Raw genomic sequence first — 24885 nt, 5'->3', positions numbered from 1 at the left:
CCTCCCAGCAGTGTCCGTGATATCTCTTCGCTACGAGGAGCGCCGGGCAACGATCACCTGCGCGGCGGGCAACGATCTGAAGAGCCCACCACCCAGCTGATCAGCCACACTCAAGCCCCCCGTGCCGCATCCAACCGGCTAGCCCGCAGGCACATGTGGGTTCGGCGTGCCGTCATCGCTCATGTGCGCCCGTCGCCAGATTTCGTTCCAGTGGAACGGGGTCTCCGGCACGAACCGGTGCCGCTGCCCGCACGGACATGGCGCCAGCGCCCGCGCGCACCCACGGCACAGCTCGACCCAACCGTGCCCGGTCGAGCTCAGCACTCGTGGTCCCTCATCCCCACAAGCCGGGCAGCCGGCGGATCAGCACCGTCCAAAATCGCGTTCTGCCGCCGGACGTACTCGGACAGACGCAGCGACGGGTGGCGAAACGGGTCTTCGAACCAGGCCCGGTCGGGGCTTTCCCACCAACTCTGCAGCCACCACGGCCGAGGGTTCGGTACAGCCCGCCGCCCAGCCTGCTTCTCCGCCCGGCGCTGCGCTGTGTACTCGTCTGCCCGCACGAGCCACAGCACCCGCGCCTCGTGCAGTTCCTCCACCGCCCGCGCCAGCGCGTCCGGGTCCGCCTCCAACCGACGGGGGATCGCGGCGCTGAGCGTGAGGTGGTGGTATGTCGCCCGCAAGCCGTAAGGAGCAAAAACGGTGAGGCAAGTGCGCAACGCGCTGTGCCGCCGGTGGAGGGGGAACCGGGCGTCGTGCACGCGCGCTCGGTGGGTCAGGAAGCTGGTCATGGTGTGGGCGCCAGGTCCAGTGCCCGTGCCAGGGCGGCAGTGACGGCGGCGGCGTGTGCCGGCAGGTGTTGTTCAGCCCAGGTTTCGGCAAGGCTGAGGAAGTCCTGCAAATCCTGCTGGGCGCCGGTGACGAGCGTGCCTATCTGGTCTACCGACAGCTCGATCACCGGGCTGCTGTCCGTCTCGTGGGCGTCGAGCGTCAGCCGGACGATGTCGCCAAGACGTTCAGCCGTCGAGAACGGATCGTGGCCGAAGTAGGCGCACCCGGTGCCGTTGAGCACCTCCAGCCAGTCGCGCCAGGTCTCCAAGCCGTTGCAGCAGCCCGGCTCGACGAAGACGATGTCGGTGGCGTTGTCGGTCACCCGGAAGCCGCCGGCGGCGAACAAGTCAGGCATGGTGAGCAAGCCGTGCAGGAAGGCGCCGAGCGGGTCGGTCGGGCACGGCCCGTGCTCCTCCTCCGGCTCGAAGTCGTTGCAGTCGGCGATCTGCATAACCGCCGTGCCGACCTCCGCCGGAGTGAGCTCCCCGTTCAGCACGAGGTAGCCATATGACTCGTGCTCGCGAACAGGCCAGAGCGCGAAGTCGTCGGCTGCGGAGATCTCCAGAACGGGTTGCATCACAATCACATGGGGATGATGCCGGACCCACTGCTACACCGCCACGGGCTTTCAGCTGGCATCGGGCTCGGAGCAGGCCCACTACCTGGGCAGTTGGGTCTGCCGCACGATCGGGTGACATCTGAACTGGCTTGCCCTGTGGGGTAGGTGGGAAGGATGTCGTTGTGCCCAAGCCTTATCCGGAGGAGTTCCGTCAGGACGTCGTGCGGGTCGCGAGGAACCGCGACTCCGGCGTGACCATCGAGCAGGTGGGCTCCGATTTCGGGGTCCACCCGATGACGCTGTGGAAATGGATGCGTCGCGCGGATATCGACAAGGGCGCCAAGCCCGGGGTGAGCAGTTCCGAGAGTGCGGAACTGCGGGAAGCGCGTCGGCGGATCAAGTTGCTGGAACAGGAGAACGAGGTGCTGCGCCGGGCCGCGGCCTATCTGTCGCAGGCGAATCTGCCGGGAAAAGGATCTACCCGCTCGTGAAGGAGCTGGCCGTGGACGGGGTGCCCGTCACGTTGACGTGCCGGGTGCTCAAGCTCGCCAGACAGCCCTACTACCGCTGGCTCGACAAGCCGGTGGGTGACGCCGTGCTCGAGGAGGCGTATCGCGCGAACGCGTTGTTCGACGCCCACCGGGACGATCCGGAATTCGGCTACCGCTTCCTGGCCGACGAGGCCCGAGGCATGGGTGCCGGTATGGCCGACCGGACCGCGTGGCGGATCTGCCGGGACAACCGCTGGTGGAGCGTGTTCGGCAAGAAGCGCGGCCGGGGCAAGAAGGCCGGCCCGCCGGTCCACGACGACCTCGTGAACCGCACCTTCAGCGCGGACGGCCCGAACCGGCTGTGGCTCACCGACATCACCGAACACGCCACCGGAGAGGGGAAGTTGTACCTCTGCGCGATCAAGGACGTCTTCAGCAACAGGATCGTGGGCTACTCCATCGACGCAAGAATGAAGTCCCGCCTGGCCGTGACCGCTCTGAACAACGCCGTGGCCCGGCGCGGCCCGGTCGACGGCTGCATCCTGCACAGCGACCGCGGATCCCAAGGCGGATTCAAGCGGTCGTCGCAACACCTCGTGACCAGCGAGGTGTGGGATGGTTCGTCGTCAGCAGGCAGCCGATCGGTCGGTGCGCCCGAAGTTGAGGTCTCCGGGACATCCGAAGTACCAGCGTCACATCGAGGCGGCGTTCTGGGACGCGATCGCCGATGGTCTTCTCGCTGAGGAAGCGGCTGGGGCTATCGGCGTGGCGCCGGCGGAGGCAAACCGCTGGTATCGACAGTGTGGCGGCATGCGACCATTCGATCCGAAGCCGCATTCGGGCAGATATCTGTCGTTCGCTGAGCGGGAGGAGATCGCCCTCCTGAAAGCCCAGGGAAAGGGCGTACGCGAAATCGCCCGGCACGTCGGGCGAGATCCGGGGACGATTTCCGGGGCCAGGACGGTCGGTACCTCGGGATCAGCAGCGGCCTTCATCCGCACCGCCGGATCCGGGTGCGTCACCCGCTGCTCCGCCATCAGCACGGGCGGTGGCTCCTGCACCGCGACGGGCGGTTTCTCACTCTCGCCGACGATCCGCCGGATCTTCGGTTCCAGGTCCTGCGCCAGGATCTCCAGCACCCCGGCAGGGATACGGCGCTTGTACTCGAAGAGCATCACCGCGTACACGAACCGGACCCGTGGTTCCGGATCCCGCGCGAGCCGGGCCAGCACGTCGACGTCCGCCGTCGCGTTCTCCGTCACGTCCAGCCGGTGCTGGATCTGCGGCGAAGCCACCAGCAGCTCCGTCGCTGCGGCATCCAAGGTCCTGTACTTGAGCCAGAAGCAACTTCTCGTGGACCCGGCCCAGATGCCTCGCCTCGAGCAGATCCACGCCAATCTCATCGACCGCCTCCAGGAGGCCAAGGAACAGGGCTGGCTCGGCGAGGTCGCCGCCATCGAGACCACCAAGGCCGCCGCCGCGCAGAAGCTGGAGGCCATGCGCGACCGTGCAGGACAGCCCTCCACCGTTCACCTCGGCATGCCCGACTTCCGCCGCGATGCCGGACGAAGCAGCACGGACTCCGAGGACTGAGCGCTGACGGGATTCTGATCACCGGACAGCGAAGCGCAGGGCCGCCTTCTGCCGCCTGGCTGACCTCCTCGGGGAGTCGGGCCTGGCAGGAAAAGCTGAACAATCCAGCGGCTTCAACCTGCCGCAACCTACTTCTATCCACGTCGATGGATTGAGGCTCGCCCGACCTTCGGCTCGCGAAGCGCGGTCGGCGCGCCGCTGGATACTCACCGCTGCGGGGCGTTCGGGTGGCGGCTGTTCCTCGGCTCGGTTCTGCCCGCCGAGGTGTTGAGCAAGGCGGTCACCAAGGTGCGCAGCGAATCGGCGAGGCGCTGGCCGTCGCCCTGCTCCAGCAGGCGCAGGATCGGGTCGCTGTGCAGGGTGGCGAGCAGGATATGGGCTAGGAGTTCGGCGTCCAGGTCCGAACGCTCCTGGCTGATCAGCGAGGTGATGTGGCTGTGCCAGAACTGGTAGACGGGGTGCGCGCTGCGCGGATCCTCTTCGGGCTTGTGTGCTGTCGTCACGGCGTGGCCGAGCGCGGCCAGGAGTCCCTTGTTGCGGGCGACCACGCCAACGACGGCGTCGAGGAAGGCGAGGAGGCGCTCTCGTGACGGGGCACCCGGGCCCAGAGGCGGTGGGCCTGTCGTGACGGCTTCGTGCAGGGCAAGGGCCCGTTCTGCCATCAGCGCCCGCATAAGGCCCATGCGGTTGCCGAAGCGGTGGAAGACCGTGCCCTTGCCGACGCCGGCTGCGGCGGCGACTTGTTCCATCGAGATCTGCTCGGGCCGGTGCCGTGCCAGGAGTTCCTCGGTCGCCAGCAGGATCGCGTGCCGATTTCGTGCCGCGTCGGCACGTTCGCGGCGGCCTTCTGTCATCGAGTCCTCACCCCGCATGGACAACTGGACTGACGGTCCAGTACGGTCGCCGAAGCTGACCGGAAGTCCACTTTAGCTGTCGGCGGTGGCACCCCTTGCCCGTTGGCCCCTCAGGAGAGTCCATCATGCGACGAGTCCGCTACTACGAATACGGCGATCCGGACGTCCTCACGATCGAGGAGGCCGAAATCCCCACGCCGGGGCCGGGCCAGGTGCTCATCCGGGCCGAGGCGATCGGGGCAAACTTCGTCGACACCAAGTTCCGGCGCGGGCCGTCCAGCGGGGCGATCTTCCAGCGCCCTCTGCCCGGCAAACTCACCGGCGACGTGGTGGGCACCGTCGAAGCCGCCGGACTCGGCGTCGACACACAGCAGGTCGGCCGACGAGTCGCAGGACTGGCCGAGGACGCGTTCGCCGACTACATCGTCGCCGACGCGCAATGGCTCGCCCCGATACCCGACGGACTCGACCTCGGTGCAGCCAGCATGCTGCCCATGGGCGCCCCGGTTGCACTCCGGACCTTGCGCACCGGCCGGCTTGCGCCGGGTGAGACGGTACTGATCCACGCCGCGGCCGGCGGCATCGGCCACCTGTCCGTACAACTCGCTAAACTGCTCGGCGCCGGCACGGTCATCGCCACCGCCGGCTCACCGGCCAAACTCGACTTCGCCCGCAAGTGCGGCGCCGACATCGCCATCGACTACACAGACAGCGACTGGCCCGACCAGGTCCGCAAGGCCGCACCGCGAGGCGTGGACGTCGTTCTCGACTCCGTCGGCGGCGAGACCCTGCAGCGGAGCTTCGACGTACTGGCTCCGTTCGGCCGGATCGTCATCTACGGAGCTGCGAGCGGCGAGCTGACCGGCCTGCCTGTCACCAACCTCTTCGCCCTGAAGTCCGTGGCCGGGTTCTCCCTCATCGCATGGCGCGCGGCCGACCCCGAGCAGGCCCGCCGAGAAATGACCGAGGTCGCCGAATACTCGACTGCCGGGCAACTACACACCGCCGTGCACGCCCGCCTCCCGCTCGCCGAGGCAGCCGCAGCACACCGGCTACTCGAAGACCGGTCTCAGCTTGGCCGCGTCCTCCTCCTGCCCTAAAAGCACGCGACACGCCGCACCTCACATCAGCACGAGAATCTCTATGGTCACCTTCAGTCAACGGGCAGCGGCCGCGATGCGAAGAAGCCGCTTCAAGATCAGTTCGGTTAAGCCTGCGTCCGCTGCTCCCTCCTACGCCCAGACCCGGCTCAGCGCAGCAGGCTGGTGGAGATCCGCGACAACCTCCTGGATCGGATCGCCGAGGCCGAGCGGGAAGGCTGGCTCGGTGAGATCGAGGGCCTGCGCGTCAGCCTCGCCGGCTCCGAATCCAAAATCGACCAGATCGACTCCGCACCCAGAAGCATGGCGATCAACCTCGGCATGCCGCGCAAGGCCCCGGGTGAACCCGCACGGAATGAGGGAGCAGCGTTGTTGAGACAATCACTGGATGATCAGCAATGAGATCCGGTTCGCCTGCCAGCACCGTGGTGATGGCGGTCCGCTCGTGGTCGTCCCCCACGTTGACGGAGCGCCCCTCACCAAGCTGATCGATGAGTTCGAGATCGCGGCCGGAATGCAGCCAGCTGGTGATGCCTACGGCGGTCTGATCCCAGAGTTCTTCCGGTTCGGCCCGATGCACGACCACTTCCTTGGACTGTCCACCAGTGCGATGGGGCCAAAGACTCCCGTCCTCGGTTGTGAATGCGGCGAGTGGGGGTGCTGGCCGCTCATGGCGCGCATCACCGCAACAGTGGATCTCGTAACCTGGGACGCTTTTGAGCAACCGCACCGCAAGACGCGCGACTACATGGCATTCGGTCCGTTCCAGTTCGACCGTCACCAATACGATGGCGCCTTGCGGGCCCTGAGCGCGGTGATCGACTCCGACGCCGGCGACACGAGCGCATGACACTGGCCGCAGCCCGTCTTGCCGCAGATCGAGTCCAGGGGCAGGCAACAGCGGCGGGAAGTCGTTCATCATCCGCTGGCTACGGGCAGGTTGTGCCACCAGTGACCGCATCCACCGGAACAGATGCGCTCGCGGCGCCGTTCGTCCGCAACCCCGAGCACCGCGACCAGGAGCCGGAACGCTTTGCGGCGTTCGTCGGCAGGGGCGAGGCCGGCGATCTTCCCCAGTTGCTGATCGATCGGGCCGCAGGCGATCAGCACCGCAGGCGTGTATGTCGAGCGCAGCCCGGCACGTCGGATGCTCTCCGGCCCGTCTTCGGTGATGGCGCGCGCCTGCACGCAATGATGGCGTAGAAACAGGAGTACCTCGGCCTGCGCCTCCGGACCGTGGGTGTCGAACCACTCGATGCCCTGTGCCATCGGGCGCAGGCCTTGGGCGAGTTCGTTGAGGATGATGTCTCGCTCGGTCATGCTCAGCTCCCGCAGGCCAGCGAGGCGAAGACCTCAGCGGTCTCGTCGACGAAAGCACACAGCTGCTGCACGGCCTGCTGACAGTCACGCGGGTCAAGGGCCGCCACGGCCCGGACCTCGTGCCATCGGTCCCAGGGACCGGCCGGGGCAAGGAACCGTGTTGCGCACTCGGAGCCGTGAATCCCATCGAGGTACAGAAGCGTCCCAAGGACGACTGCCTGGTCGTAGTCGAGGTCGGGGCGCGACAAGTAGTGATCAAGGTATGCGCTGAGCAGCGCGGCATCGGCTGTAGTACCGAACTTCGCAAGGGCAACGCAGTATGCAGCGCCCGCATAAGGCCCCTCGCTGGCCAGCAGAAGCCGCCCCATGAGCTCGCGAAACTCGGACCTGTGGGCCACAGCAACCAGCCATGCAGCAGTCTTTCGCTCGCGCCATCCACCCTCGAAGAGGACTCCAAGCTGCTCCGGAGTGATTTCGTGCGCAGCCTGAGCCAGATCCCGCACAAACGCGGAGCGCTCGACCGGACCCAACCGGAAAACGCTCCCGCCCAACCGAAGGTATCGGCGATCAGGCGTGACGAACCGCCGAACCAGGTCCTGCAACTCGGAATCGCTCTGCACATCACGCATAGCCGCATCCTGACCCGGGACGGTACGCATGTGCCACAAGTTTGCTGGCTTCCTCAACGGCCCGAAGCTACTGGTTCAGAGAAGTAACTAGCCCGAAGCTGATGGCTCCGCTCCACAGGGCGTGCGGCATCGCGTCCTCCTGGCGGGTGTGGGCCGGGAAGGGGTGGTGCACCCAGGGGCAGGCGCCACCCGATCAAGGCCGGTACTTCGATCTCGTTCGGGCTGGTCGTGATCGCATCGCGAGGTCGCGTGTTCGATTTCTGTTCGAGTACTGTAGAGATCCGGAAGGCCCTTTTGGGTTGTTTTAGGATTGTATGACCGGAGAGTGTGATGGGTGGTGGAGTGCATCTGCATGTCGCCAGCGGCTACTCGGCCCGCTACGGCGCCTCCCATCCGCATGACCTGGTCGCCCGGGCCGCCGAGCGCGGCATCCAGACGCTCGCCCTGACCGACCGGGACACGGTCACCGGAACGGTCCGCTTCACGAAGGCCGCGACCGCGGCCGGGGTACGGCCGGTCTTCGGAGTCGACGTCGCTGTCGCCCCGAGCGCTCCCCCAGCCCCCACCGGATCCGGCGTGCGCCGGGCCCGGACCCCGGTCCGCGGCGGCGCCCACGTCATCGAGGCCCCCTGGCGGGTGACCCTGCTCGCGCAGGACGGCGCGGGATGGGCGCGGCTGTGCCGTCTGGTCTCCGCCGCCCACGCCACAGCGGACGGCAGGCCGCCGGCCGTGCCATGGCCGGTGCTGCGCGAGTACGCCAGCCAGGGCCTCACCGTCCTGCTGGGGCCGGCCTCGGAACCGGTGCGGGCACTGTCGGCCGGGCGTCCGGATGTTGCCGAGCAGCTGCTGGCTCCGTGGCGAGAGGTGGCCGGGGCGAACCTGCGCCTGGAAGTCCTGTGGTGGGGCCAGCCGGGGCTGGGCCCCGGGTCGCTGCGTCTGGCCGCCCACACCGTGGGCCTGGCCGACCGCCTCGGCATCCCGGCGGTCTTGAGCAACGCGGTCCGCTACGCCGATCCGGACCAGCACCGGATCGCGGACGTCCTGGACTCCGCACGGCTGCTGCGCCCGATCGACCGGCACCAGCTGGACTGTGGCGAGCGATGGCTGAAGGACCCGGGTGCGATGGCGGCCGCGGCCGAGGAACTATGCCGGGCCGCCGGCACCGGGCCCAGACGGGCTGCTGAGCTGCTCGCCGAAACCGCGCGGACCGGTGAGCAGTGCGTGATCGACCCGGTCGCTGATCTCGGGCTGGGCCGGCCGCATTTCCCGGAGCCGTCTGTGGTCGGTGCCGAGCCGGGCGACGGCGGGGCCCTGCGGTTGCTGCGGCAGCGGTGCGAGGCCGGGATGCTCGCCCGTGGCCTGGACCACGACCAGCAGGCTATGGAGCAGCTCGACTACGAGCTCGCCATCATCGGCCGGCTCCGCTACGAGCCGTACTTCCTGGCGGTCGCGCAGGTCGTCGCGGACGTGCGAGATATGGGAATCCGGGTCGCCGCCCGCGGGTCCGGTGCCGGATCCATGGTCAACCACTCCCTGTTTGTCGCCACCACCAACCCGCTCCAACATCGGCTGCTGTTCGAGCGGTTTACCGACCACCCTCAGGCGGACCGCCTCGTTCATTCAGGTGGCATCTGAGCCCATCGCGTGTCCCTTTACCGATCGCTCGAGTTCTCTCCAGCACGTACGGGTTCGTCGGGAAGGTGTGCGGTGCGGAGCGTGAGCGGGCGAAGGCGAGCGGGACGCATCGGCGCGCAATGCTCAGGGACTCCCTGATCAAGGGCGCGGCGGGCAGGTTCCGGCCCGCCGTGGCTGTGAGCGCATACTTGCCGTATGGACACGTCCACGCGTACCGCACTCGGCCTGCGGGAGCGGCTGGGCAGCGCGATCTTTGCCCAGGTCGCCGGTCCCGCAGGGCCGACGAACCGCGCTCGTATCCACGGAGCGCCCGGCCCTCGGTGGTTCGGTCCGGACCGGCCGATCCGCACGGTCCACGGCGATGCGTCAATGTTCATCGGCGGACTGCGGGCGCTCCTGCTCCAGTCCTTGCACCCGTTGGCGATGGCTGCCGTGGAAGCTCATTCCGGCTACCGCGGCGACCCCTGGGGAAGGCTCCAGCGCACCAGTACCTTCCTCGCCGTCACCACATACGGAACAGCGGACGACGCGCAGCTGGCCGTCGACCGCGTACGTGCCGTACACAACCGGGTGCGTGGAACGACTTCGCTCGGAGAGCCCTACTGCGCCGCCGATCCGCATCTTCTCGGCTGGGTGCATGTGGCCGAGGTCGAGAGCTTCCTCCTCGCCCACCAGCGATACGGGGTCGAGCCGCTCGACGCGGCCGGGTACGACGGCTACATCGCCGACACAGCGCGGGTAGCGGAAGCACTCGGCGTCACCGAACCTCCGCGTAATCGCAAAGAACTCGCTGCCCGTCTCGGGGCCTACCGGGGTGAACTGCGGCCGACCAGGGAAGCGTGCGAGGCCGCGCGCTTCATCCTGCTGCACCCTCCCCTGCCCTGGGTTGCCCGTGCCCCCTATGCCGTCCTCGCCGCGAACTCCGTCGCCGCCCTCCCCCAGTGGGCCCGTACGTCACTCGGGCTGCCCCGGCTGTCCGGCACAGCCGAAGCGTGCGTGACGCCGACCGGGAGGGCACTGACTGCCGCGATTCGCTGGGCCATGGTCCCACCACCCCCGTCGAATTGATCACTCATATCCCGCTCCGCTCCGGCGTCTCGGCGACGAAGGCAGCCGGGTTCCCCGCTGCCTCAACACGCCTGTCCGGGAAGATTGATGGGGGGGAGATACACCTGGCCGCATGGATTTCGACCCTTGGCGCGGCCTCGCGTCACGGCTGTCGACAGCGACAGATTCTCCGCACCTGCGCTGTTCGCCCTCGACGGCCGCGAGAGGTCGCTCAGCCCTCGTATTTCTGGTCACCCGTAACGGGGCCACTCATGGCCGGAGTCAGTTGCGCGGGCACGATTCGTCCTACGTACTCGCAACCCTTTCCTTACCGCACATTCGCGCCTGCTTCTGCTTCTGCTTCTGCTTCTGCTTCTGCTTCTGCTTCTGCTTCTGCTTCTCAGCTGAGTATGCCCACCCCCCGGCTATTGTTTAATCGTGACGTAATTCTCCGGGCCGTAAGGAAGGTGTCATTGATGAACGGCACGGAAGTGGCACGTGCCAGAGTGCTGGGAGAGCTGATCGCTGCGAGTCATCTGATGACCCTGGAGCAGCTTCCCGGTACGGTCGCGTCGCATGCCTGTCGGGCGGGCTGGCCACACGTGCTCATCTATTTGGCAGACCTGCGGCAGGAACGGTTGTGCCTGCTCGCCGGCAACGTCGACCTCAGCCCCGGCGGAGTGGACGTGCCGTCCGAGTTGACCGTTGAAGGAACGGTGGCCGGGCGAGCCTTCCGACTTGGAAAGATCTCACCGGCCTCGGCTTCCACGACGGGGCAGTGGTGGGTTCCCCTGCTGGACGGAACCGAGCGGCTGGGTGTGCTCCGGGTCGGTATGCCGGGTGCGCAGGTCGAAGCGGATGACGATCTGGAGAGGCTCGCCGGTCTCGTCGCCCTTCTTCTGGAGAGCAAGCGTGGAACAAGCGACCTGTACTCCAGGCTGGTTCGTCGCCGGAAAATGAAAGTGGCGGCGGAGATGGAATGGCGGCTGATGCCGCCGCGGACTTTTGCGACTGATCGGATCCTGATCAGCGCGGTCATGGAACCGGCTTACCAAGTCAGCGGAGACGCTTTCGACTACGCCCTCTCAGGGGAGACCCTGCATCTTTCCGTCTTCGACGCCATGGGGCACGACACTGCTGCCGGGCTGACGGCCAATCTTGCGTTGGCCGCTGCGCGCGTCCACCGTTGCCAAGGTTCCGACCTCTTGCAGACAGCCGAAGGTGTGGGGGCGGCACTGACCGAGCAATTCGCCGGCAGCCGCTATGCCACGAGCATCATGGCCGACCTTCACCTGTCCACGGGTGTCCTGACCTGGACGAACTACGGCCATCCTCCCCCGGTGGTTATCCGCGGCAACCGCACCGTCGTGCATTTGTCCTGCCCGCCCGCACCCCCGCTGGGGACCGGGCTGGGCGTGCACGGCGCCCTGCGCCGCGACCAGCTCGAACCCGGGGACCGCCTGCTGTTCTATACCGACGGCATCACCGAAGCCCGCAACAAGGAGGGGCAGGAGTTCGGCGTTGACGGCCTGACCGAATTCCTCATCCGCCACCACGCTGACGGCCTCCCGGTTCCGGAAACTCTGCGGCGACTGGTCGAGCACCATTTGGCCTACCACCACGGCCGCCTGAACGACGACGCCACCGTGATGCTCCTGGAGTGGCACGGCCCGAATCCCTACCAGCCAACTCAATTGACGGCACTGACGGGTCTGCCCCCGACCATCGCCGCGGACACCATCGCCTCTGCATGGGTCCAGCAGCCCACTGACGGCGACAGCACCTGATTACAGCCCGCCTCGCGGCCGATTCCAGTTGGGTTCATGTCGCCGAGGACGAACGAGTTGGCTCGCCGCCTGTCTCCCCGCCAAGGCCGCCGAGGCCGCCCACGACTTCACACTTCACCAGCAGAATGAGGGGCTCCGCTGACGGCAGCACCGGAGCCCCTCCCGCGCGCCTGCGTCAGCCGGTCGGGCCATCGGCGTACCTCTTCCCCAGCCGTCAGGAAACGCACCAGGAAACGCAAGGCGCGTATGTGTCGGCTTGCCGGCCGGTCACCGATCAGGCATCCACCGCGCCGGACGGCCTGACACCCTCGTGGTATTCGGTGTTGATGCGCTGAGCCTCTTCGAGCTGGTCCTCAAGGATGACGATGCGGCAGGCCGCCTCGATGGGGGTGCCCTGGTCGACGAGTTCCCGGGCGCGCGCGGCAATGCGCAGCTGGTAGCGGGAGTAGCGGCGGTGGCCGCCCGCGGAACGGAGTGGGGTGATCAGGCGGGCTTCGCCGATGGCACGGAGGAAACCCTGCGTGGTCCCGAGCATTTCGGCGGCTCGGCCCATGGTGTAAGCAGGGAAGTCGTCGTCGTCGAGACGGCCGAACGAGTCATCTGCTGTCATTTGCACCTCTCTGTGGAACGCGTGGAGGGGCCCTGGTGCCTTATGGCACCAGGGCCCCGAAGGAACTGCTACACCATCTGCCGGCGTTTAATGCTGTGCCGGCCTTCTGTTTCCGCATGTCCCGACGTGATGCTGCCGGGGTTGCGGGGATCGCGGTTGCTTGACCGGAGACCACCTCACTATCGATGTCCTGCGGTACCCGGGCCCAGTCATTCGGCCCGGGCGATCCTGATGGCGCCTGGCCCCTCCGTTCTTCCCTCTGAAATCGATCACTTACTGAACGCTGTACTGCTCCGTGGCCTGTGACAGCGCCACTCTTCGCCAGCCGGCCCCGTCGCCCATCCAGCATCTGCTCCGGCTTGGAACCCCACTGACGAACCTCCCGGTGCGCGCGTCCGCAGCCGACGCCTTCACCGAGGTTGCTGCTCACTGACCTGACTGCTGGGTTCTGCGCACGCACTTACGGGTACCACTACAGGGCCGCCCCTGATCACTGCGGGCCACCCGGTCCGGTCGCCAGCCCCGTCGCCGTCCTGCGACAACCCTGGCTTCGGAACTCCGCCACCGAACCGTCCTGCGAACTGCAACCACCCGTACCGCACGTGCTGCTGCCCGGCAGTTCATCTCTGCCAGGCCCTGCGGCCTTTCTGGCTACGAGAGAAACCATAACCACGCCACCACCCTATGTCTACTCTCGCCGACATAGATTTCCATGTGGTCGCTCGTGAGGTAATCCCCTCGCACGCTCAGCCCGCGTAGCCGGCACCGCGGTGCGCCCGCGGACGTCCGTGACGGCCCGTCCGGGCTGCCGCCCCTACGCGTCGGTTCACGTGGATCATGCGGGACGACGTTCTCGCCGGGCGCTCAGAGGCGCAGCAGCACCGCCCGGGTTCCCAGCGTCGGTACGTCGATGGTCGTCGCGCCCCTGGCATCCGGTACCAGGAGCTCACCGGCTGCGCCGAGGTAGTCGGCCGTCACGGTCTCCATGACGGGGAAGCCGGGGGTGATCCGGCAGGCGACCGGCTCCTGCGCGTAGGACTGAAGCCTGACCAGCACCTGTCCGGAGGCGGGAACGGTGAGACCCACGACCCGCACCCGGGGATCGCCGATCGTCAGCAGTCCGTAGGAGGCATCCGGCTCCTCGCTCTCCTCGCCCAGCGCCCGGACGGCGATCAGGGGCCGGCTGCCGGCGGCGGCCGTGCGCATCCCCAGCTCGGGGCCGGTGGTGTGCGCGGCCTCCCCTACGGCCACGCTGTAGCGGAACACGTGGTCGAAGGCCTGCTCGGAGGGGAAGTTCGTGTCCCAGATGTTGTTGTGCACCCAGGAGAACAGAGTGCCGGGCTCGTCCTGGGCCAGCGACTGCGGATAGGGCGCGTACGGAATCGCGATCCCGCCCACCTGCACCAGCGGGGCGTCCTGGGTGGCCACGGCGGCGACCACGGTCTCCTCCTCGAAGCTCACCCAGCGCCGCACCGCACGCATGTGCCGCGCCGATCCCGGCACCGTCGGAAGACCGGTGCCCGTCATGCCGCCGGTGGCCTCCATGCGGACGACCGGCTGGGACATGGCGAAGGGGAAGGCGAAGAAGGCGCTCTCCTTGGTCAGGGTCGCGCGCTTCACGATCCGGTTCTCGAGATCGATGCGGGCCTGCCTGTGCGGGAGGTGTACGCGTACCCGCAGCAGCTCCGTCCCGGCCGGCGCGCACTCGTAGACCAGTGTCTCGCCGGTGGCGTCGCGGAAGCGGTCCACCAGCGCGGCCGGTGGGGCTGCCGTACGGGAGGCGAGGAGGTGCATCGACTCGTTCGCCGTGGTCTTGCTGGACTGATGGTTGAAGCCGCCGGCCGTGGCGTACTCGTCGTACACGTAACCGTTGAGGCCGAGCGTCGCGTCCTGCCGCACCAGTTCCCGGCCGGTCCGCTTGTCGGTGACGGAGCTGATCCACGCAGACCGCAGATCGACGCGCACGCGCAGGAACTCGTTCTCCAGGACGGTGGACTCCGGGTCGCCGGTCGTGGCCGCCGTCGACGTCTCCTCCCCCGCGACGATGTCCACGCGGACCGCCCCGTGCGCGGGCACGTCCGCCGGCCGGAACAGAAGGAAGCGTCCGGCAGCCCGGTGCAGCTCGTTCGTCTGGGCCTCCTCCGTGTGCTCCAGCGGTGCGCCGTCGCGCGCATCGAGCACACGGACCGGATCCTCCAGCGGGACCGTGCTCTCCGGAAGGAACAGCCGGACCGTCTCCGAACGGGGCCAGCTGCACGTGTTGGTCACGTAGTAGCCGGCGAGGGTGCCCGCGCGCGGCGAGAGGCGGCCGCCGAGTGCCGCGCCGGCGCCGTCGAGGAGCGTCTTCGCGTCGTCGTGGGCACGCAGCGCCTGCGCGTACTTCCAGTGCCACTGTCGTTCGCCCGAGGCGTGGCCGTGGTCACCGTGCGTCCAGGGGTCACCGCCGCCCCAGGTGTGCTCGTTGAACAGGGAGGCGGCCCGGTAGACCTCGGGGGCCGACGCCGTGATTCCGGCGCCCGCCGCACCGAGGATCTCCGCGTGCCCGGCCACCGACTGGGCATCGGCCAGCGCCGCCTGACCGTCTCGGGTGGCCGCGAGCGGGACGGCACCGGCGCCGACGCCGTCCACCCACCAGTCGCTCCAGTCGCCCTCGAAGGTCGCCAGCCGGTCCCCGTAACGGGCTTCCGCGTCGGTGAAGAAGTCCTCGTTGCGCGAGGTGCGCAGGGCGGGGAAGGCCCACTCCTCGTTCCAGCGGCGCACGGTGTCCGCGATGACCCGGCGCGGCGGACCGTTGTCCGCGAACTTGCCCAGGACCCGCAGGTGCAGGATGTCCCAGGGGTACGGATCGCCCTTGAACTCCTCGTCCAGGACCGGGAACCCCGGGATGCCACGCCCCTCGTGCGGGTACTGGTGAGTGGCCAGCGCCGAAAGGTAGTGGGGCAGGAGGTCGTCGACCCGTTCGAAGGACTCGTCGAAGCCCAGGATCGAGCCCTCCATGTACGCCAGCCCGTGCGGGGTGTCCGTACGCCACACCAGCACGCTGCGACCGCTCGGCGCCTGCCACTTGAACAGCCGGGGCAGTTCCCCGCCGCCGTTGTGGTGCGGCACCGCTCGGCCAGCCCAGTTGTGGGCGACCGAGAGATAGCGGATGCCGCTGTCCGCGAGGACGTCGGGCAGCCCGACGACCTGCCCGGGGACGTCCGTCTGCATCGCCGTGGTGATGTCGATCCCGTGGCGTTCGCGCAGCTCCCGTACAGGGCGTAGCAGTTCGTGCAGTTCGTCGGTGGAGCAGGTCTCCGTGTGCAGGTTGAACGGCATCGCGGTCAGTTCGATGCGGCCCTCGCGCACGCGTTCCAGGAACCGGGCGACCTGTTCCGGCGGGCGGTTCTCCGACCAGTTCTCGAAGCTGAAGAAGCCCTCGACCGCCCAGCGGAACTTCGACGCGTCGGACCGGTCGTCCGTGGCACGGCACAGTTCGAGAAGGGAGTCGAGGTACTTGCGGCCTTCGGCGAGCACCGTTCCCTGCGGGTCCGTGTAGCCGATATCGAGGTGGGCGTGCTGCACCAGGTGCAGCGTCCAGTGCCGCTGGGGGGTCAGCAGCACCTCGATGTGCTCACCCGGCGCCAGCTCGGGCAGCTCCACCAGGACCGGGAGGGGCGAGTCGACCTCGGGGACCAGCAGCCGGGTTTCGGCCTCGGGACCGGGTATCAGCTCGCAGCGCAGGGAGGTGCCGGACAGGGTGGTGACATGGGCCCGCGTGAGGGGACGGCCGGCCTGTACCCGTACGGACTGCAGGAGTCCGCCGTCGCCGTCATGACGCAGCAGCGGCTCGCAGGAGAGCCGGACGTCGTGTCCGCCGAGGACGCCGGTGGCGCTCACTCCACGGTCGCGCAGGATGTCGCGGGCGATGTCGGAGTCCCACCAGGATGGGCGGGACAGGTCGGGGCGGGGCATGGAGAGGGTTCTCCGCTCTGGCGTGGTGTGCCGGTTCGGTGCGTGCGGGGGCAGGGGTGCGGCGTGGGGCGGACCGCAGGGGTGCGGGGTCAGGAGCCGTCGGTGGCGAGGCCTGCGAAGATCTGCACCATCGCCGACTGTTCGAGGGTCTCTGCGGGGGCGGCCGCGTCGTAGTCACCGCCGCCCGACGGCTGGAAGCGGAAGAGACCGTTCGACGGGTCCCGGTTCTCCTTCCAGGTGCGCTCCGCGTACGCCTTCTCCACCTGCAGGTAGGCCTGTCCGGGGTGCACCCCGGACAGGATCCGGAGGTTGTCGAAGTAGATCGCGTTGAAGATCGCCGGCTGGTCGTGCAGGCGCTCGCCCTGCTTCCAGTAGGCGAGCGAGCCGTCCGCGTCCTGCACGGCGCGCTTGAGGTAGGAGCGGTCCCCGGTCACCTGGTAGAGCGTCGTCGCGGTCCCGATCATGGCCCCGGAGTTGTAGGTCCACAGGGTGGGGTCGACGGTTCCGTCGTCGCCGCGGCTGTTGCGGTAGAGGCCCGGGGACTCGCGCAGGCAGGACCAGTTCCACTCGTACCATTTCTGGGCGCTGGTCAGGTAGCGGCTCTGGTGCGTCTCCTGGTGGAGCCGGGCGGCGAGTTCCGCGGCGAGCCCGGTCACGTTGGCGGCGCGCATGGTGTTGGCCGGGGAGTCCACCCAGTCCATCCCGCCGGGGCACTCCTTGGCCGGGGCGTCGTCCCAGCCGCGGCTGACGATGTCGAAGGTCAGTTCCGCGCGGCGGAGATAGGTGGGGTTCCCGGTGGAGGTGTACTGGTCCAGCAGAGACAGGCCCACCACGGAGTTGTCGTCGTAGAAGACGTCGCCGCCCTGGCCGAGCGGTGCGGGGAGGTACGAGTCGTAGCCGGGGCGGCCGTCGCGGGGTTCGAAGTAGAGCTCCAGGGTGGCGAAGCGCTCGGCCGCGTCCGCCGTGTAGTGCTCACCCGTGCCGGGGAGGCCGGCCATGTCGACCGTCGCGGCCGCCGCCTCGCGCATCGGCCAGAGGTAGGAGTGAGCGTTGTCGGCGCTCTGGCGCGGGGTCTTCTCCTGGTACAGGCCGTGGTTGTCCGCCCCCTGGTACAGGTGCTTCTGGAGTGCGTCGTACGTGTGGACCGCGCGGTCCTTCCACGGTCCCGCGGCCGGCTGCGCGGCGGCAGCGGGCGTGGGAGCGAGGGCGGTGCACAGCAGCGGGGCGGCGGCAAGCGCGAGGGCGGTGCGGGCGGGAATCTTCACCGGGGTGCCTTTCGGGGTTCGGCTCGGGGCGTCGGTGCGGGAACGGGTACGGACCGTGCGTACGGCCTCGGCCGGTGTCAGCCGAGCTTGAGACTGCTGACGAAGAACCGTTGCGCGGAGAAGAACAGGACGACGGTCGGCAGCGAGACGAGCAGCGCTCCGCCCAGCACGACCGGGGGCCCGACATTGGAGTAGTTGCCCTGGAGCTCCGCGAGCGCGGCCATCACCGGGCGGATGTTGCGGCTGGTGGACAGGGTGATCCCGAAGAGCAGGTCGTTCCATACGGCGACGAACTGGAAGACGAACGCGGCGACCATCGCGGACCTGGACAGCGGCACGTGGATCTGCCAGAAGACGCGCCACCAGGACGCGCCGTCCAGCCTCGCCGCCTCGATCACCTCACCGGGCAGCGTCTGGGCGAAGTTGCGCATGATGAAGTACGCGAACGGGATCGCCACCGCGACGTAGACCAGGAACAGGCCGATCTGCGCGTCGTAGAGGCCGGTGCGCGCGTAGGCGAGGAACAGCGGGCGCAGGAAGACCTGGAGAGGCAGCAGCGTGCCCGAGTAGATCAGCCAGAACCACAGGGTCTTGCGCTTCACGGGCATGATCACGGTGGCGAACGCGGCGGTCGTGGCCACCACGATGGCGGCGGCCGAGCTGGTCACCGCGTAGAGCAGGCTGTTGCCCATCGCAGGGCCCAGCCTGGCCCTGGTCCACGCCTGCGACATGTTGTCGAACAGACCGAAGCCACCGTGCGGCAGCCAGTGCGGGCTGCCGCTGTAGTCGGCGGCCGGCACCAGGGCGTTGACCACCAGCAGCCAGGTGGGTACGGCCCAGAGGAGGGAGACGAGGACCAGGACCGTGTTGCGGACGGCGGTTCCGGCGGAGATGCGGCGGGTGGTCATGCTCATGCGCCTTTCGGGGTCAGCTGGCGCCGCAGATACAGCCACGAGGCCAGCAGCACGATGACGGTGAGGACGACGGCGACCGCCGCCCCGGCGCCGGGACGCAGCGCGAGGAACGTCTCCTGGTACATCGAGACCGCGAGGGTCTCGGAGTTGCGGCCGGGTCCGCCCTGAGTCAGCACCCAGATGAGGTCGAAGGACTTCAGCCCGTTGACCAGGCTGCTGCCGACGACGATCACCGACACCGTCCGCAGCTGGGGCATGACGACGTACCAGAACTTCCGCAGGCCGTCGGCGCCGTCGAGCGACGCCGCCTCCAGAGTCTCCGGAGGGATGGTCTGCAGGCCGACCAGGAAGAGGATCACGGCCACACCGGTGGACTGCCAGGTGTTGGCGACGATCATGACGAGGGTGTTGCCCGGCCATTCGAGCAGCCAGCCCTGGGCGAACGAGCCCAGGCCGAGCGCCTGGAGGGCCTGGTTCGCCGCACCGTCCGTGGTGAGGATGAAGTTCCACACGACGGCCACGGCGGATCCGGAGATCGCGTACGGCAGGACCACGAGCAGCCGGGCCACCCGGGACCATCCGGACTGGTTGGTCATGACCGCGATACCCAGGCCCAGGACCAGCGGCAGGGCGACCGTGCCGACCACCCACATCAGGGTGTTCTCGATGGACTTCGCGAGAACCGGATCGCTGAGGAACAGACCGTAGTTGGTGAGCCGGTTGAAGGACGAGACCCGGCCGTCGCTGAAGAAGCTGCGGTACAGCGTCACGGCGAACGGGGTGAGGAGCAGGGCGGCGACGAGCAGGACGGCGGGTGCCAGGAAGCCGGCTCCGGCCAGCCTGTCCTTCAGCCTGCGCGGGGGTGTGCGGACGGGGGATGCGGGTGGCGGCACGGGTGAAGGGGCTGCCGTGGGGCGCCTGTCGACTGCCGATGTCATGATTCGTCCTTGTTCCAGGCGGCCCATTCCTTGGAGGCCCGGCTCGCCATGCTGCGCAGGGTCGCCTCCGCCGACATGGCCTGTGTCATGAAGGCGCCCAGGTCGTCGGTGTTTCCCTGCATGAGGTTGGGCGGCCCGGACTGTCCGTAGCGGGGCAGCTCGGTCCAGTGTTCGCGCTGCGCCCTCTTCCTGATGCGGGCGAGCACCGGATTGGAGGTGACTGCTTTCGGGTTGGCCGAGCCGTCCTGGAGGAAGTCGGTCCACACGCGCTGGACCGAGGGGTGCAGCCAGTTGCCCGCGTTGGCCATGGCGGCGTCGTGCGACACGGCCCTCTCGGGCACGGCGAGGACGCCCGCCTCGGTGATCACGGACCGCTTCGTGGAGGAGTCGACCGGAGGCAGGACGAAGGCGTCGAAACCCTCGCCCGGCTTCATCCCGGCCGCCGCCAGCCCCTGCGACTGCCAGGAACCGTGCAGGAACATGCCGACCTTGCCGGTCTTCAGTGCGGCAGGGCCGTTGTTCTGGTCGAAGTCGGCCGGGGTCATCCAGCCCTTCTTCATGAAGTCCTGCCAGATCTGCATGGCCTTGTGCGCCTGCGGATCGGTGTACCGGGCCCGGCCCGCGATCAGGTCGGCGTAGAAGCCCGGATCGACCTTGCTGATCAGCTCCTCGAACCACTCGTACGCGGGCCAGTTGCCGTTCTGCGTGGCGACGAACGGGGTGACGCCGGACTTCTTGAGCACCTCCGCGGTGTGGAGCAGCTCGTCCCATGTCTCCGGTGCCCGCAGCCCGTGCTTGTCGAAGAGCTGTGTGTTGTAGAACAGCACGTAGTACGACTGGTAGAGGGGCACCCCGTACACGGCGCCCCGGTAGGACATCGCGTCGCGCAGGGACCTGGTCACCCAGCCCTTGCGCTCGTACGCGTCCCACATCCCGGTCAGGTCGCTGAGGCTGCCGGTGCGCGCGAGTTGCTTGAGGTTGTAGCCCGACTGCCACTTGATCAGGTCCGTCGCCTTGGTCGTCTGCAGGGAGATCTGCGTGACCTGGGTGTAGGCGGTGGGGTTCGGGTTGGACAGCGGGCGCAGCGCGTATCCGGTGAGCTTCTTGAGCTCGCGTCCGGCTGCGACGTATCCCGCGTCCCAGGTCGCGTTGTCGTTGGCCAGTGACGTCGTACCCGGAATCGAGGCCGTGCTGTCGCCGCGTGCGCAGCCTCCGGCCAGCGCGGCCGCCGCGCCGGCGCCGAGGCCCGCCAGCACGGTGCGCCGGCGGATCGGGTGAGACGACTGCTCTGTCGTCTCGCCGGTTGATCTCATGCGTTCACTTCCCTCTGGATCCCGGCGGGATCCGTGGCTCTGGGGTGCGGTGTGGAGATCCACCGAATGCGCGTGCGTCGTCCGTCTCCGCGCTCCGGGTTGCCAGGATGTTAACGACACCACGAGATCGAAACAAGGGTTTCCCTTCAGATTCGACAGATCAGCACCTCAACCTGGCCTTACAAGAATCAATGTCAGGCGCATCTTGTTCGCATCGAATGTTATCGATACCATGCACGTGCTTGCCGGTCCCCGTCCTCAGGAGCATCTGTGCATCAGCCCCGTCCCTACGAACGCAACCCGCGGTACGCCGCCACCGGCGGCACCGTCGTCACCGGCTGGACGGCCGCCGTGGCGGACCTGCCGACGGCCCCCACCGTCCTCGCCCTCGACGGGCCCGCCGCACTGGACTGGGAGGAGGCCGCCGGCTCCCTCGCGGCCACCCTGCGCGCCCGGGGCACCGAAGTCACCGTGTGCGATGTGCGGGGCCTGTGGTCCGCGGCGGCCGTCGAACGGCTCTGTGTCCCGGCCGCGGACGCGGACGCCTTCTTCCTGCCCCTCGCCGAGTTCTCCATGGGCGACCTCTTCGAGACGCCCCCCGTTCAGCAGCGCCCGCACGCCGGCGTCCTTCTCGCCTACGGTCCGGGGGCCGCCCTCGCCGAGCCCGACCTGCTCTGGTGGGCCGACCTCCCGAAGCGGTACGCCGAGGAGGCCGTCACCCGCGGAGAGCTGCCGCTCGGTGCCAACCTCGGCCGCCCCGGCACCCCCGGGGAGCTGCGCAGCCTCTTCTACACGGACTGGCCCGTCGGTGACCGTCACCGCGACGCCTTCGCCCACCGGGTCGACCGCTGGGTCGACCTCCAGGGCGAGGACCCCGCCTCGCTGGACGGCGCCGCCGTGCGGGCCACCCTCGCCGCGCTGGCGGCCGGCCCCGTCCGCACCCGCCCCTTCTTCAATTCCACACCGTGGGGCGGACAGTGGGCCGCGCGGGAGCTCGGCTTCGAGCCCCGGGGCGGGAACACGGCCCTCGGCTACGAGCTCATCGCCCCCGAAGCCGGGATCCTGGTCGGCCAGGACGCGGCGGCCCAGGTGGAGATCCCCTTCCAGCTCCTGTGCGAACTGCACCCCGAGGAGTTCCTCGGCCCGGATGTCCACCGCCGCTACGGCACGTCGTTCCCCATCCGGTTCGACTACCTCGACACGGTCGGCGGCGGCAACCTTTCCCTGCACCTGCATCCGCAGGAGCAGTACATGCGGGAAACATTCGGCTGGCCGTACACCCAGCACGAGACGTACTACGTGACCGCGAGCGAACCCGGTGCACAGGTCTATCTCGGCCTGCGGGACAGTACGGACGTGGACGTCATGCGCAAGGAGGTCGAGGCGGCCGCAGCGGACGGGCTGCCGCTGCGCGTCGAGGACCACGTGATGACGCACCCGGCGGACACCGGGCAGCTCTTCATGATCCCGGCCGGCACCCCGCACTCGTCCGGCGAGGGCAACCTGGTCCTGGAGATCAGCGCCACGCCCTACCTCTACTCCCTGCGCTTCTACGACTGGCTGCGCAAGGGCACTTCCGGCGCCCCCCGGCCGCTCTCGTACGCGCACGGCTTCGCCAACCTCGACACCTCCCGGCGCGGCGAAGACGTCCTGAAGGACCTCGTCCAGCAGCCGCGGACCGTGCGCGAGGGACAGGGCTGGCGTGAGGAGATCGTCGGTGAGCTGCCCGACATGTTCTACGCGGTGCACCGCTTCGTGATCGAGGGTCCGGAGGCCGCCGAGGACGACACCGCGGGCCGCTTCCACATCCTCAACGTCTCGGCCGGTGATGGCGTCGTCGTGGAGACCGCCGGCGGCCTCCGTCACGACCTCGCCTTCGCCGAGACCCTCACCGTGCCCGCGTCCGTCGGCCCCTACCGGCTGCACCCCGTCGGCAGCCGGCCGGTGCACGTGGTGAAGTCCCTGGTGACGCAGGTATGAGCCGCGTTCCCGTGCTGGAGATCGGCGGCACACACGTGACGGCCGCCGTCATCGACACCGAGGCCGGACTGCCCGTCCCCTTCTCCGCCGTACGGCAGCCGGTGCCCGCCGACGCACCGGCCCGTGAGCTCCTCGACGCGATCGCCGCCGTCACCGACCGTGTGGACGTCCCGGCGGCCGCGCACTGGGGTGTGGCGATACCCGGCCCCTTCGACTACGCCGCCGGCGTCGGCCGCTTCCGGGGAATCGGCAAGTTCGAGTCGCTGCACGGTGTGGACGTGGGCGCGGAACTGCTCGGCCGGCTCCCAGGGGCCCCGAGCGGCATCAGCTTCGTCAACGACGCCGACGCCTTCGCCATCGGCGAGTACCAGGCGGGCGCGGCCGCCGGCCGGCGCCGAGCCGTCTGCATCACGCTCGGCACCGGCGTCGGCTCCTCCTTCCTGGACGGTGGGAACCCGGTGGTGGACGGCCCCGACGTGCCGCCCGGCGGCAGGGCGCACCGGATCGCCGTCGACGGGCTCCCCCTGGAGGAGGTGGTCTCGCGGCGTGCGATCCGCAGGTTCTACGCCCGGGCCGCCGCATTGCCCGACGACCACCGCCTCCCGGACGTGCATGACATCGCCGGCTCTGCCCGCGCCGGTGACGCGCATGCCCTGCGGACGGTCCGGCACTGCTTCGGCGCTCTGGGCCGGGCACTCGCACCGTGGTGCGAACGCTTCCGGCCGGAACTCCTGGTCGTCGGAGGGTCGATGGCCGGGTCCTGGGACCTCGTGGGGCCCGCCGTCCGGGCAGGCTTCGAGTCGTGGGCTCCGGGGACCGCGCCCCCGACCGCCACGGCTCTGCGCCCTGCCGACGCACCTCTGATCGGCGCCGCCCACTGGGCTCTGCACCGGTCAGCCGGCACTCCCCCGGTACGGATCTAGAATGACGGCGTTCACGACCCACCGGCCACCCGACGACCCCGCAGGAGAACCGCCCATGGCACAGCACCTCCCGGGCGACGGCGGAGCCCCGACGATGCGCGACGTCGCCGCCCGCGCCGGTGTCAGTGCCATGACGGTCTCCCGGGTGCTCAAGAACGACACCCGGGTCAGCGAGACGGCGCGGGAGCGTGTGCTGGCGGCCGTCGAGGAGCTCGGTTACCGGCGCAACGAGACGGCGCGCAGCCTGCGTCTGGGCGGCAGCGGGATGATCGGACTGATCGTCACCAACCTCGCCAACCCGTTCTATTCGCGTCTGGCTCTCGGTGTGCAGGAGGTGGCGTCCGAGCACGGTTTGCGGGTGCTGCTCAGCAACACCGCCGAGCAGGTCGACAAGGAGCGCGGGCTTGTCGAGGACCTGGCATCCCGTCAGGTCGACGGCATGATCGTCGTCCCGGCCGGCAGCAGCCACCGCCATCTGGCGCCCGCCGCGCTGCGTGGCATCCCGATCGTCCTGGCCTCCCGGCCGCCTGCCGGGATGGACGCCGACTGCGTCCTGGTCGACGACTTCGGCGGCGCCGAGCAGGCCGCCGGACAGCTCATCGCGGACGGCCACCGCCGGATCGGCTTCCTGGGCAACCCGCCCGCCCTCTACACCGGGGCGGAACGGTTCCGCGGATACTGGGCCGCCCACGAAAGCGCCGGGATCGAACCCGACGAGCGCCAGGTACGCCGCGGGCTCACCGATGTGCCGACCGCCGAGGCCGCCGCACGCGCGCTTCTCGAGTCACCCGACGCGCCGACGGCTCTCTTCTGCACCAACAACCGTCTGACACAGGGAGCCATCCGCGCCGTGCGAGCGCTCGACCGGCCGGTCGCGCTCGCCGGTTTCGACGACTTCGACCTCGCCGACGTCCTCGGTCTGCCGCTGACCATCGTCGCGTACGACGCCGACGAGATCGGCCGGCGGGCGGGCCAGATGCTCATCGACCGGATCAACGGCGCGTCCGCCGAGCCGATCCCGGCCCGCAGAACCGTCGTCCCCACCCACGTCATCCGCTACGGGACGCGCTGACCCAGCCCCTGCCGTCCCTTCCACGGCACCGGCTTGCCCTTTCGCCTCCCCGCAATCCCTCACGGAGTTC

General features: G+C 68.9%; 21 protein-coding genes and 3 pseudogenes. 13 read left to right on the top strand and 11 right to left on the bottom strand.

The features are described 5' to 3' along the window. Window positions 1–317: 317 nt before the first annotated feature. Window positions 318–791 (bottom strand): hypothetical protein, encoded by a 474-nt coding sequence (locus OG912_RS37300; protein WP_327713216.1) that lies wholly within the window; start codon window positions 789–791, stop codon window positions 318–320. Continuing rightward, window positions 788–1408, bottom strand: a complete 621-nt coding sequence (locus OG912_RS37295) for a hypothetical protein (protein WP_327713642.1) — start codon at window positions 1406–1408, stop codon at window positions 788–790. The genes OG912_RS37300 and OG912_RS37295 overlap by 4 nt, the downstream gene beginning before the upstream one ends. Window positions 1409–1572: 164 nt before the next feature. Here OG912_RS37295 and OG912_RS37290 point away from each other — a divergent pair, with 164 nt between their 5' ends. From OG912_RS37290 to OG912_RS37275, 4 genes and pseudogenes are all read left to right on the top strand, one after another. Further along, the gene (locus OG912_RS37290; protein ID WP_327713215.1) at window positions 1573–1881 is read left to right on the top strand and encodes a transposase; all 309 of its coding nucleotides are present in this window, start codon (window positions 1573–1575) and stop codon (window positions 1879–1881) included. A 233-nt stretch (window positions 1882–2114) separates the two neighbouring features. Beyond that, window positions 2115–2477 (top strand): annotated as a pseudogene (locus OG912_RS40190) (transposase); the annotation flags it as partial. Window positions 2478–2496: 19 nt separating this feature from the next. Next, window positions 2497–2832, top strand: a pseudogene (locus OG912_RS40185) (helix-turn-helix domain-containing protein); the annotation flags it as partial. Window positions 2833–3213: 381 nt separating this feature from the next. Further along, the gene (locus OG912_RS37275; RefSeq protein WP_327713641.1) at window positions 3214–3474 is read left to right on the top strand and encodes a hypothetical protein; all 261 of its coding nucleotides are present in this window, start codon (window positions 3214–3216) and stop codon (window positions 3472–3474) included. Between the two features lie 206 nt (window positions 3475–3680). On the opposite strand, the gene OG912_RS37270 is transcribed toward OG912_RS37275, so the two are convergent. Continuing rightward, entirely contained in the window at window positions 3681–4328 is a 648-nt protein-coding gene (locus OG912_RS37270; protein WP_327713213.1) for a TetR/AcrR family transcriptional regulator, read from the bottom strand. Between the two features lie 125 nt (window positions 4329–4453). Here OG912_RS37270 and OG912_RS37265 point away from each other — a divergent pair, with 125 nt between their 5' ends. From OG912_RS37265 to OG912_RS37255, 3 genes are all read left to right on the top strand, one after another. Then, window positions 4454–5428, top strand: a complete 975-nt coding sequence (locus tag OG912_RS37265) for a quinone oxidoreductase family protein (RefSeq protein WP_327713212.1) — start codon at window positions 4454–4456, stop codon at window positions 5426–5428. 165 nt (window positions 5429–5593) lie between these two features. Continuing rightward, on the top strand, window positions 5594–5830 hold the full coding sequence (locus tag OG912_RS37260) for a hypothetical protein (protein WP_327713211.1): 237 nt from the start codon (window positions 5594–5596) through the stop codon (window positions 5828–5830). Beyond that, window positions 5817–6278 carry a hypothetical protein gene (locus tag OG912_RS37255; protein ID WP_327713210.1) on the top strand — a complete coding sequence of 154 codons (462 nt, stop codon included), beginning with the start codon at window positions 5817–5819 and terminating at the stop codon, window positions 6276–6278. Before OG912_RS37260 ends, OG912_RS37255 begins: the two co-directional genes overlap by 14 nt. A gap of 68 nt (window positions 6279–6346) precedes the next feature. Here the strand turns inward: OG912_RS37255 and OG912_RS37250 are convergent, their stop codons facing one another. Together OG912_RS37250 and OG912_RS37245 are read right to left on the bottom strand one after the other, a co-directional pair. Beyond that, on the bottom strand, window positions 6347–6748 hold the full coding sequence (locus tag OG912_RS37250) for a DUF5958 family protein (protein WP_327713209.1): 402 nt from the start codon (window positions 6746–6748) through the stop codon (window positions 6347–6349). Between the two features lie 2 nt (window positions 6749–6750). Continuing rightward, window positions 6751–7377, bottom strand: coding sequence for a DUF6000 family protein (locus OG912_RS37245; protein WP_327713208.1), 627 nt, complete (start codon window positions 7375–7377; stop codon window positions 6751–6753). 330 nt (window positions 7378–7707) lie between these two features. Here OG912_RS37245 and OG912_RS37240 point away from each other — a divergent pair. From OG912_RS37240 to OG912_RS37230, 3 genes and pseudogenes are all read left to right on the top strand, one after another. Next, window positions 7708–8964 (top strand): annotated as a pseudogene (locus OG912_RS37240) (PHP domain-containing protein); the annotation flags it as partial. Window positions 8965–9207: 243 nt separating this feature from the next. Then, window positions 9208–10080, top strand: a complete 873-nt coding sequence (locus OG912_RS37235) for an oxygenase MpaB family protein (RefSeq protein WP_327713207.1) — start codon at window positions 9208–9210, stop codon at window positions 10078–10080. Window positions 10081–10535: 455 nt separating this feature from the next. Beyond that, window positions 10536–11846 carry a PP2C family protein-serine/threonine phosphatase gene (locus OG912_RS37230; RefSeq protein WP_327713206.1) on the top strand — a complete coding sequence of 437 codons (1311 nt, stop codon included), beginning with the start codon at window positions 10536–10538 and terminating at the stop codon, window positions 11844–11846. A 274-nt stretch (window positions 11847–12120) separates the two neighbouring features. On the opposite strand, the gene OG912_RS37225 is transcribed toward OG912_RS37230, so the two are convergent. The 6 genes from OG912_RS37225 to OG912_RS37200 all read right to left on the bottom strand — a co-directional run bounded on the left by OG912_RS37225 (window position 12121) and on the right by OG912_RS37200 (window position 20840). Beyond that, window positions 12121–12456 (bottom strand): MerR family transcriptional regulator, encoded by a 336-nt coding sequence (locus tag OG912_RS37225; RefSeq protein WP_327713205.1) that lies wholly within the window; start codon window positions 12454–12456, stop codon window positions 12121–12123. Window positions 12457–13320: 864 nt separating this feature from the next. Next, on the bottom strand, window positions 13321–16410 hold the full coding sequence (locus OG912_RS37220) for an alpha-mannosidase (RefSeq protein WP_327713204.1): 3090 nt from the start codon (window positions 16408–16410) through the stop codon (window positions 13321–13323). Window positions 16411–16499: 89 nt separating this feature from the next. Next, window positions 16500–17675, bottom strand: a complete 1176-nt coding sequence (locus tag OG912_RS37215) for a glycoside hydrolase family 76 protein (RefSeq protein WP_327713203.1) — start codon at window positions 17673–17675, stop codon at window positions 16500–16502. A 77-nt stretch (window positions 17676–17752) separates the two neighbouring features. Further along, window positions 17753–18583, bottom strand: coding sequence for a carbohydrate ABC transporter permease (locus OG912_RS37210; RefSeq protein WP_219567660.1), 831 nt, complete (start codon window positions 18581–18583; stop codon window positions 17753–17755). 2 nt (window positions 18584–18585) lie between these two features. Next, the gene (locus OG912_RS37205; RefSeq protein ID WP_327713202.1) at window positions 18586–19527 is read right to left on the bottom strand and encodes a carbohydrate ABC transporter permease; all 942 of its coding nucleotides are present in this window, start codon (window positions 19525–19527) and stop codon (window positions 18586–18588) included. After that, on the bottom strand, window positions 19524–20840 hold the full coding sequence (locus OG912_RS37200) for an ABC transporter substrate-binding protein (RefSeq protein ID WP_327713201.1): 1317 nt from the start codon (window positions 20838–20840) through the stop codon (window positions 19524–19526). The genes OG912_RS37205 and OG912_RS37200 overlap by 4 nt, the downstream gene beginning before the upstream one ends. 270 nt (window positions 20841–21110) lie before the next feature. Here OG912_RS37200 and OG912_RS37195 point away from each other — a divergent pair, with 270 nt between their 5' ends. Genes OG912_RS37195 through OG912_RS37185 form a run of 3 tightly spaced genes read left to right on the top strand, consistent with a single transcriptional unit; the run spans window position 21111 to window position 24815 of the window. Next, entirely contained in the window at window positions 21111–22820 is a 1710-nt protein-coding gene (locus OG912_RS37195; protein WP_327713200.1) for a class I mannose-6-phosphate isomerase, read from the top strand. Beyond that, a complete protein-coding gene (locus tag OG912_RS37190) occupies window positions 22817–23743 on the top strand; it encodes an ROK family protein (RefSeq protein ID WP_327713199.1) in 927 nt (308 codons plus the stop codon). Before OG912_RS37195 ends, OG912_RS37190 begins: the two co-directional genes overlap by 4 nt. 55 nt (window positions 23744–23798) lie before the next feature. After that, entirely contained in the window at window positions 23799–24815 is a 1017-nt protein-coding gene (locus tag OG912_RS37185) for a LacI family DNA-binding transcriptional regulator (protein ID WP_326733307.1), read from the top strand. Window positions 24816–24885: the final 70 nt, after the last annotated feature.

The sequence above is a fragment of the Streptomyces sp. NBC_00464 genome (assembly GCF_036013915.1).
GTDB lineage: Bacteria > Actinomycetota > Actinomycetes > Streptomycetales > Streptomycetaceae > Streptomyces.
Note: the sequence above shows the minus strand (reverse complement) of the source record. Positions and strands in the feature narration are given on the sequence as shown.

Bases quoted from the DNA above. Each gene is read 5' to 3' on its own strand.
- OG912_RS37300 (WP_327713216.1), bottom strand. From the start codon at position 791: ATGACCAGCTTCCTGACCCACCGAGCGCGCGTGCACGACGCCCGGTTC.
- OG912_RS37295 (WP_327713642.1), bottom strand. From the start codon at position 1,408: ATGCAACCCGTTCTGGAGATCTCCGCAGCCGACGACTTCGCGCTCTGG.
- OG912_RS37270 (WP_327713213.1), bottom strand. From the start codon at position 4,328: ATGACAGAAGGCCGCCGCGAACGTGCCGACGCGGCACGAAATCGGCAC.
- OG912_RS37265 (WP_327713212.1), top strand. From the start codon at position 4,454: ATGCGACGAGTCCGCTACTACGAATACGGCGATCCGGACGTCCTCACG.
- OG912_RS37255 (WP_327713210.1), top strand. From the start codon at position 5,817: ATGATCAGCAATGAGATCCGGTTCGCCTGCCAGCACCGTGGTGATGGC.
- OG912_RS37250 (WP_327713209.1), bottom strand. From the start codon at position 6,748: ATGACCGAGCGAGACATCATCCTCAACGAACTCGCCCAAGGCCTGCGC.
- OG912_RS37245 (WP_327713208.1), bottom strand. From the start codon at position 7,377: ATGCGTGATGTGCAGAGCGATTCCGAGTTGCAGGACCTGGTTCGGCGG.
- OG912_RS37235 (WP_327713207.1), top strand. From the start codon at position 9,208: ATGGACACGTCCACGCGTACCGCACTCGGCCTGCGGGAGCGGCTGGGC.
- OG912_RS37230 (WP_327713206.1), top strand. From the start codon at position 10,536: ATGAACGGCACGGAAGTGGCACGTGCCAGAGTGCTGGGAGAGCTGATC.
- OG912_RS37225 (WP_327713205.1), bottom strand. From the start codon at position 12,456: ATGACAGCAGATGACTCGTTCGGCCGTCTCGACGACGACGACTTCCCT.
- OG912_RS37220 (WP_327713204.1), bottom strand. From the start codon at position 16,410: ATGCCCCGCCCCGACCTGTCCCGCCCATCCTGGTGGGACTCCGACATC.
- OG912_RS37210 (WP_219567660.1), bottom strand. From the start codon at position 18,583: ATGACCACCCGCCGCATCTCCGCCGGAACCGCCGTCCGCAACACGGTC.
- OG912_RS37205 (WP_327713202.1), bottom strand. From the start codon at position 19,527: ATGACATCGGCAGTCGACAGGCGCCCCACGGCAGCCCCTTCACCCGTG.
- OG912_RS37200 (WP_327713201.1), bottom strand. From the start codon at position 20,840: ATGAGATCAACCGGCGAGACGACAGAGCAGTCGTCTCACCCGATCCGC.
- OG912_RS37190 (WP_327713199.1), top strand. From the start codon at position 22,817: ATGAGCCGCGTTCCCGTGCTGGAGATCGGCGGCACACACGTGACGGCC.
- OG912_RS37185 (WP_326733307.1), top strand. From the start codon at position 23,799: ATGGCACAGCACCTCCCGGGCGACGGCGGAGCCCCGACGATGCGCGAC.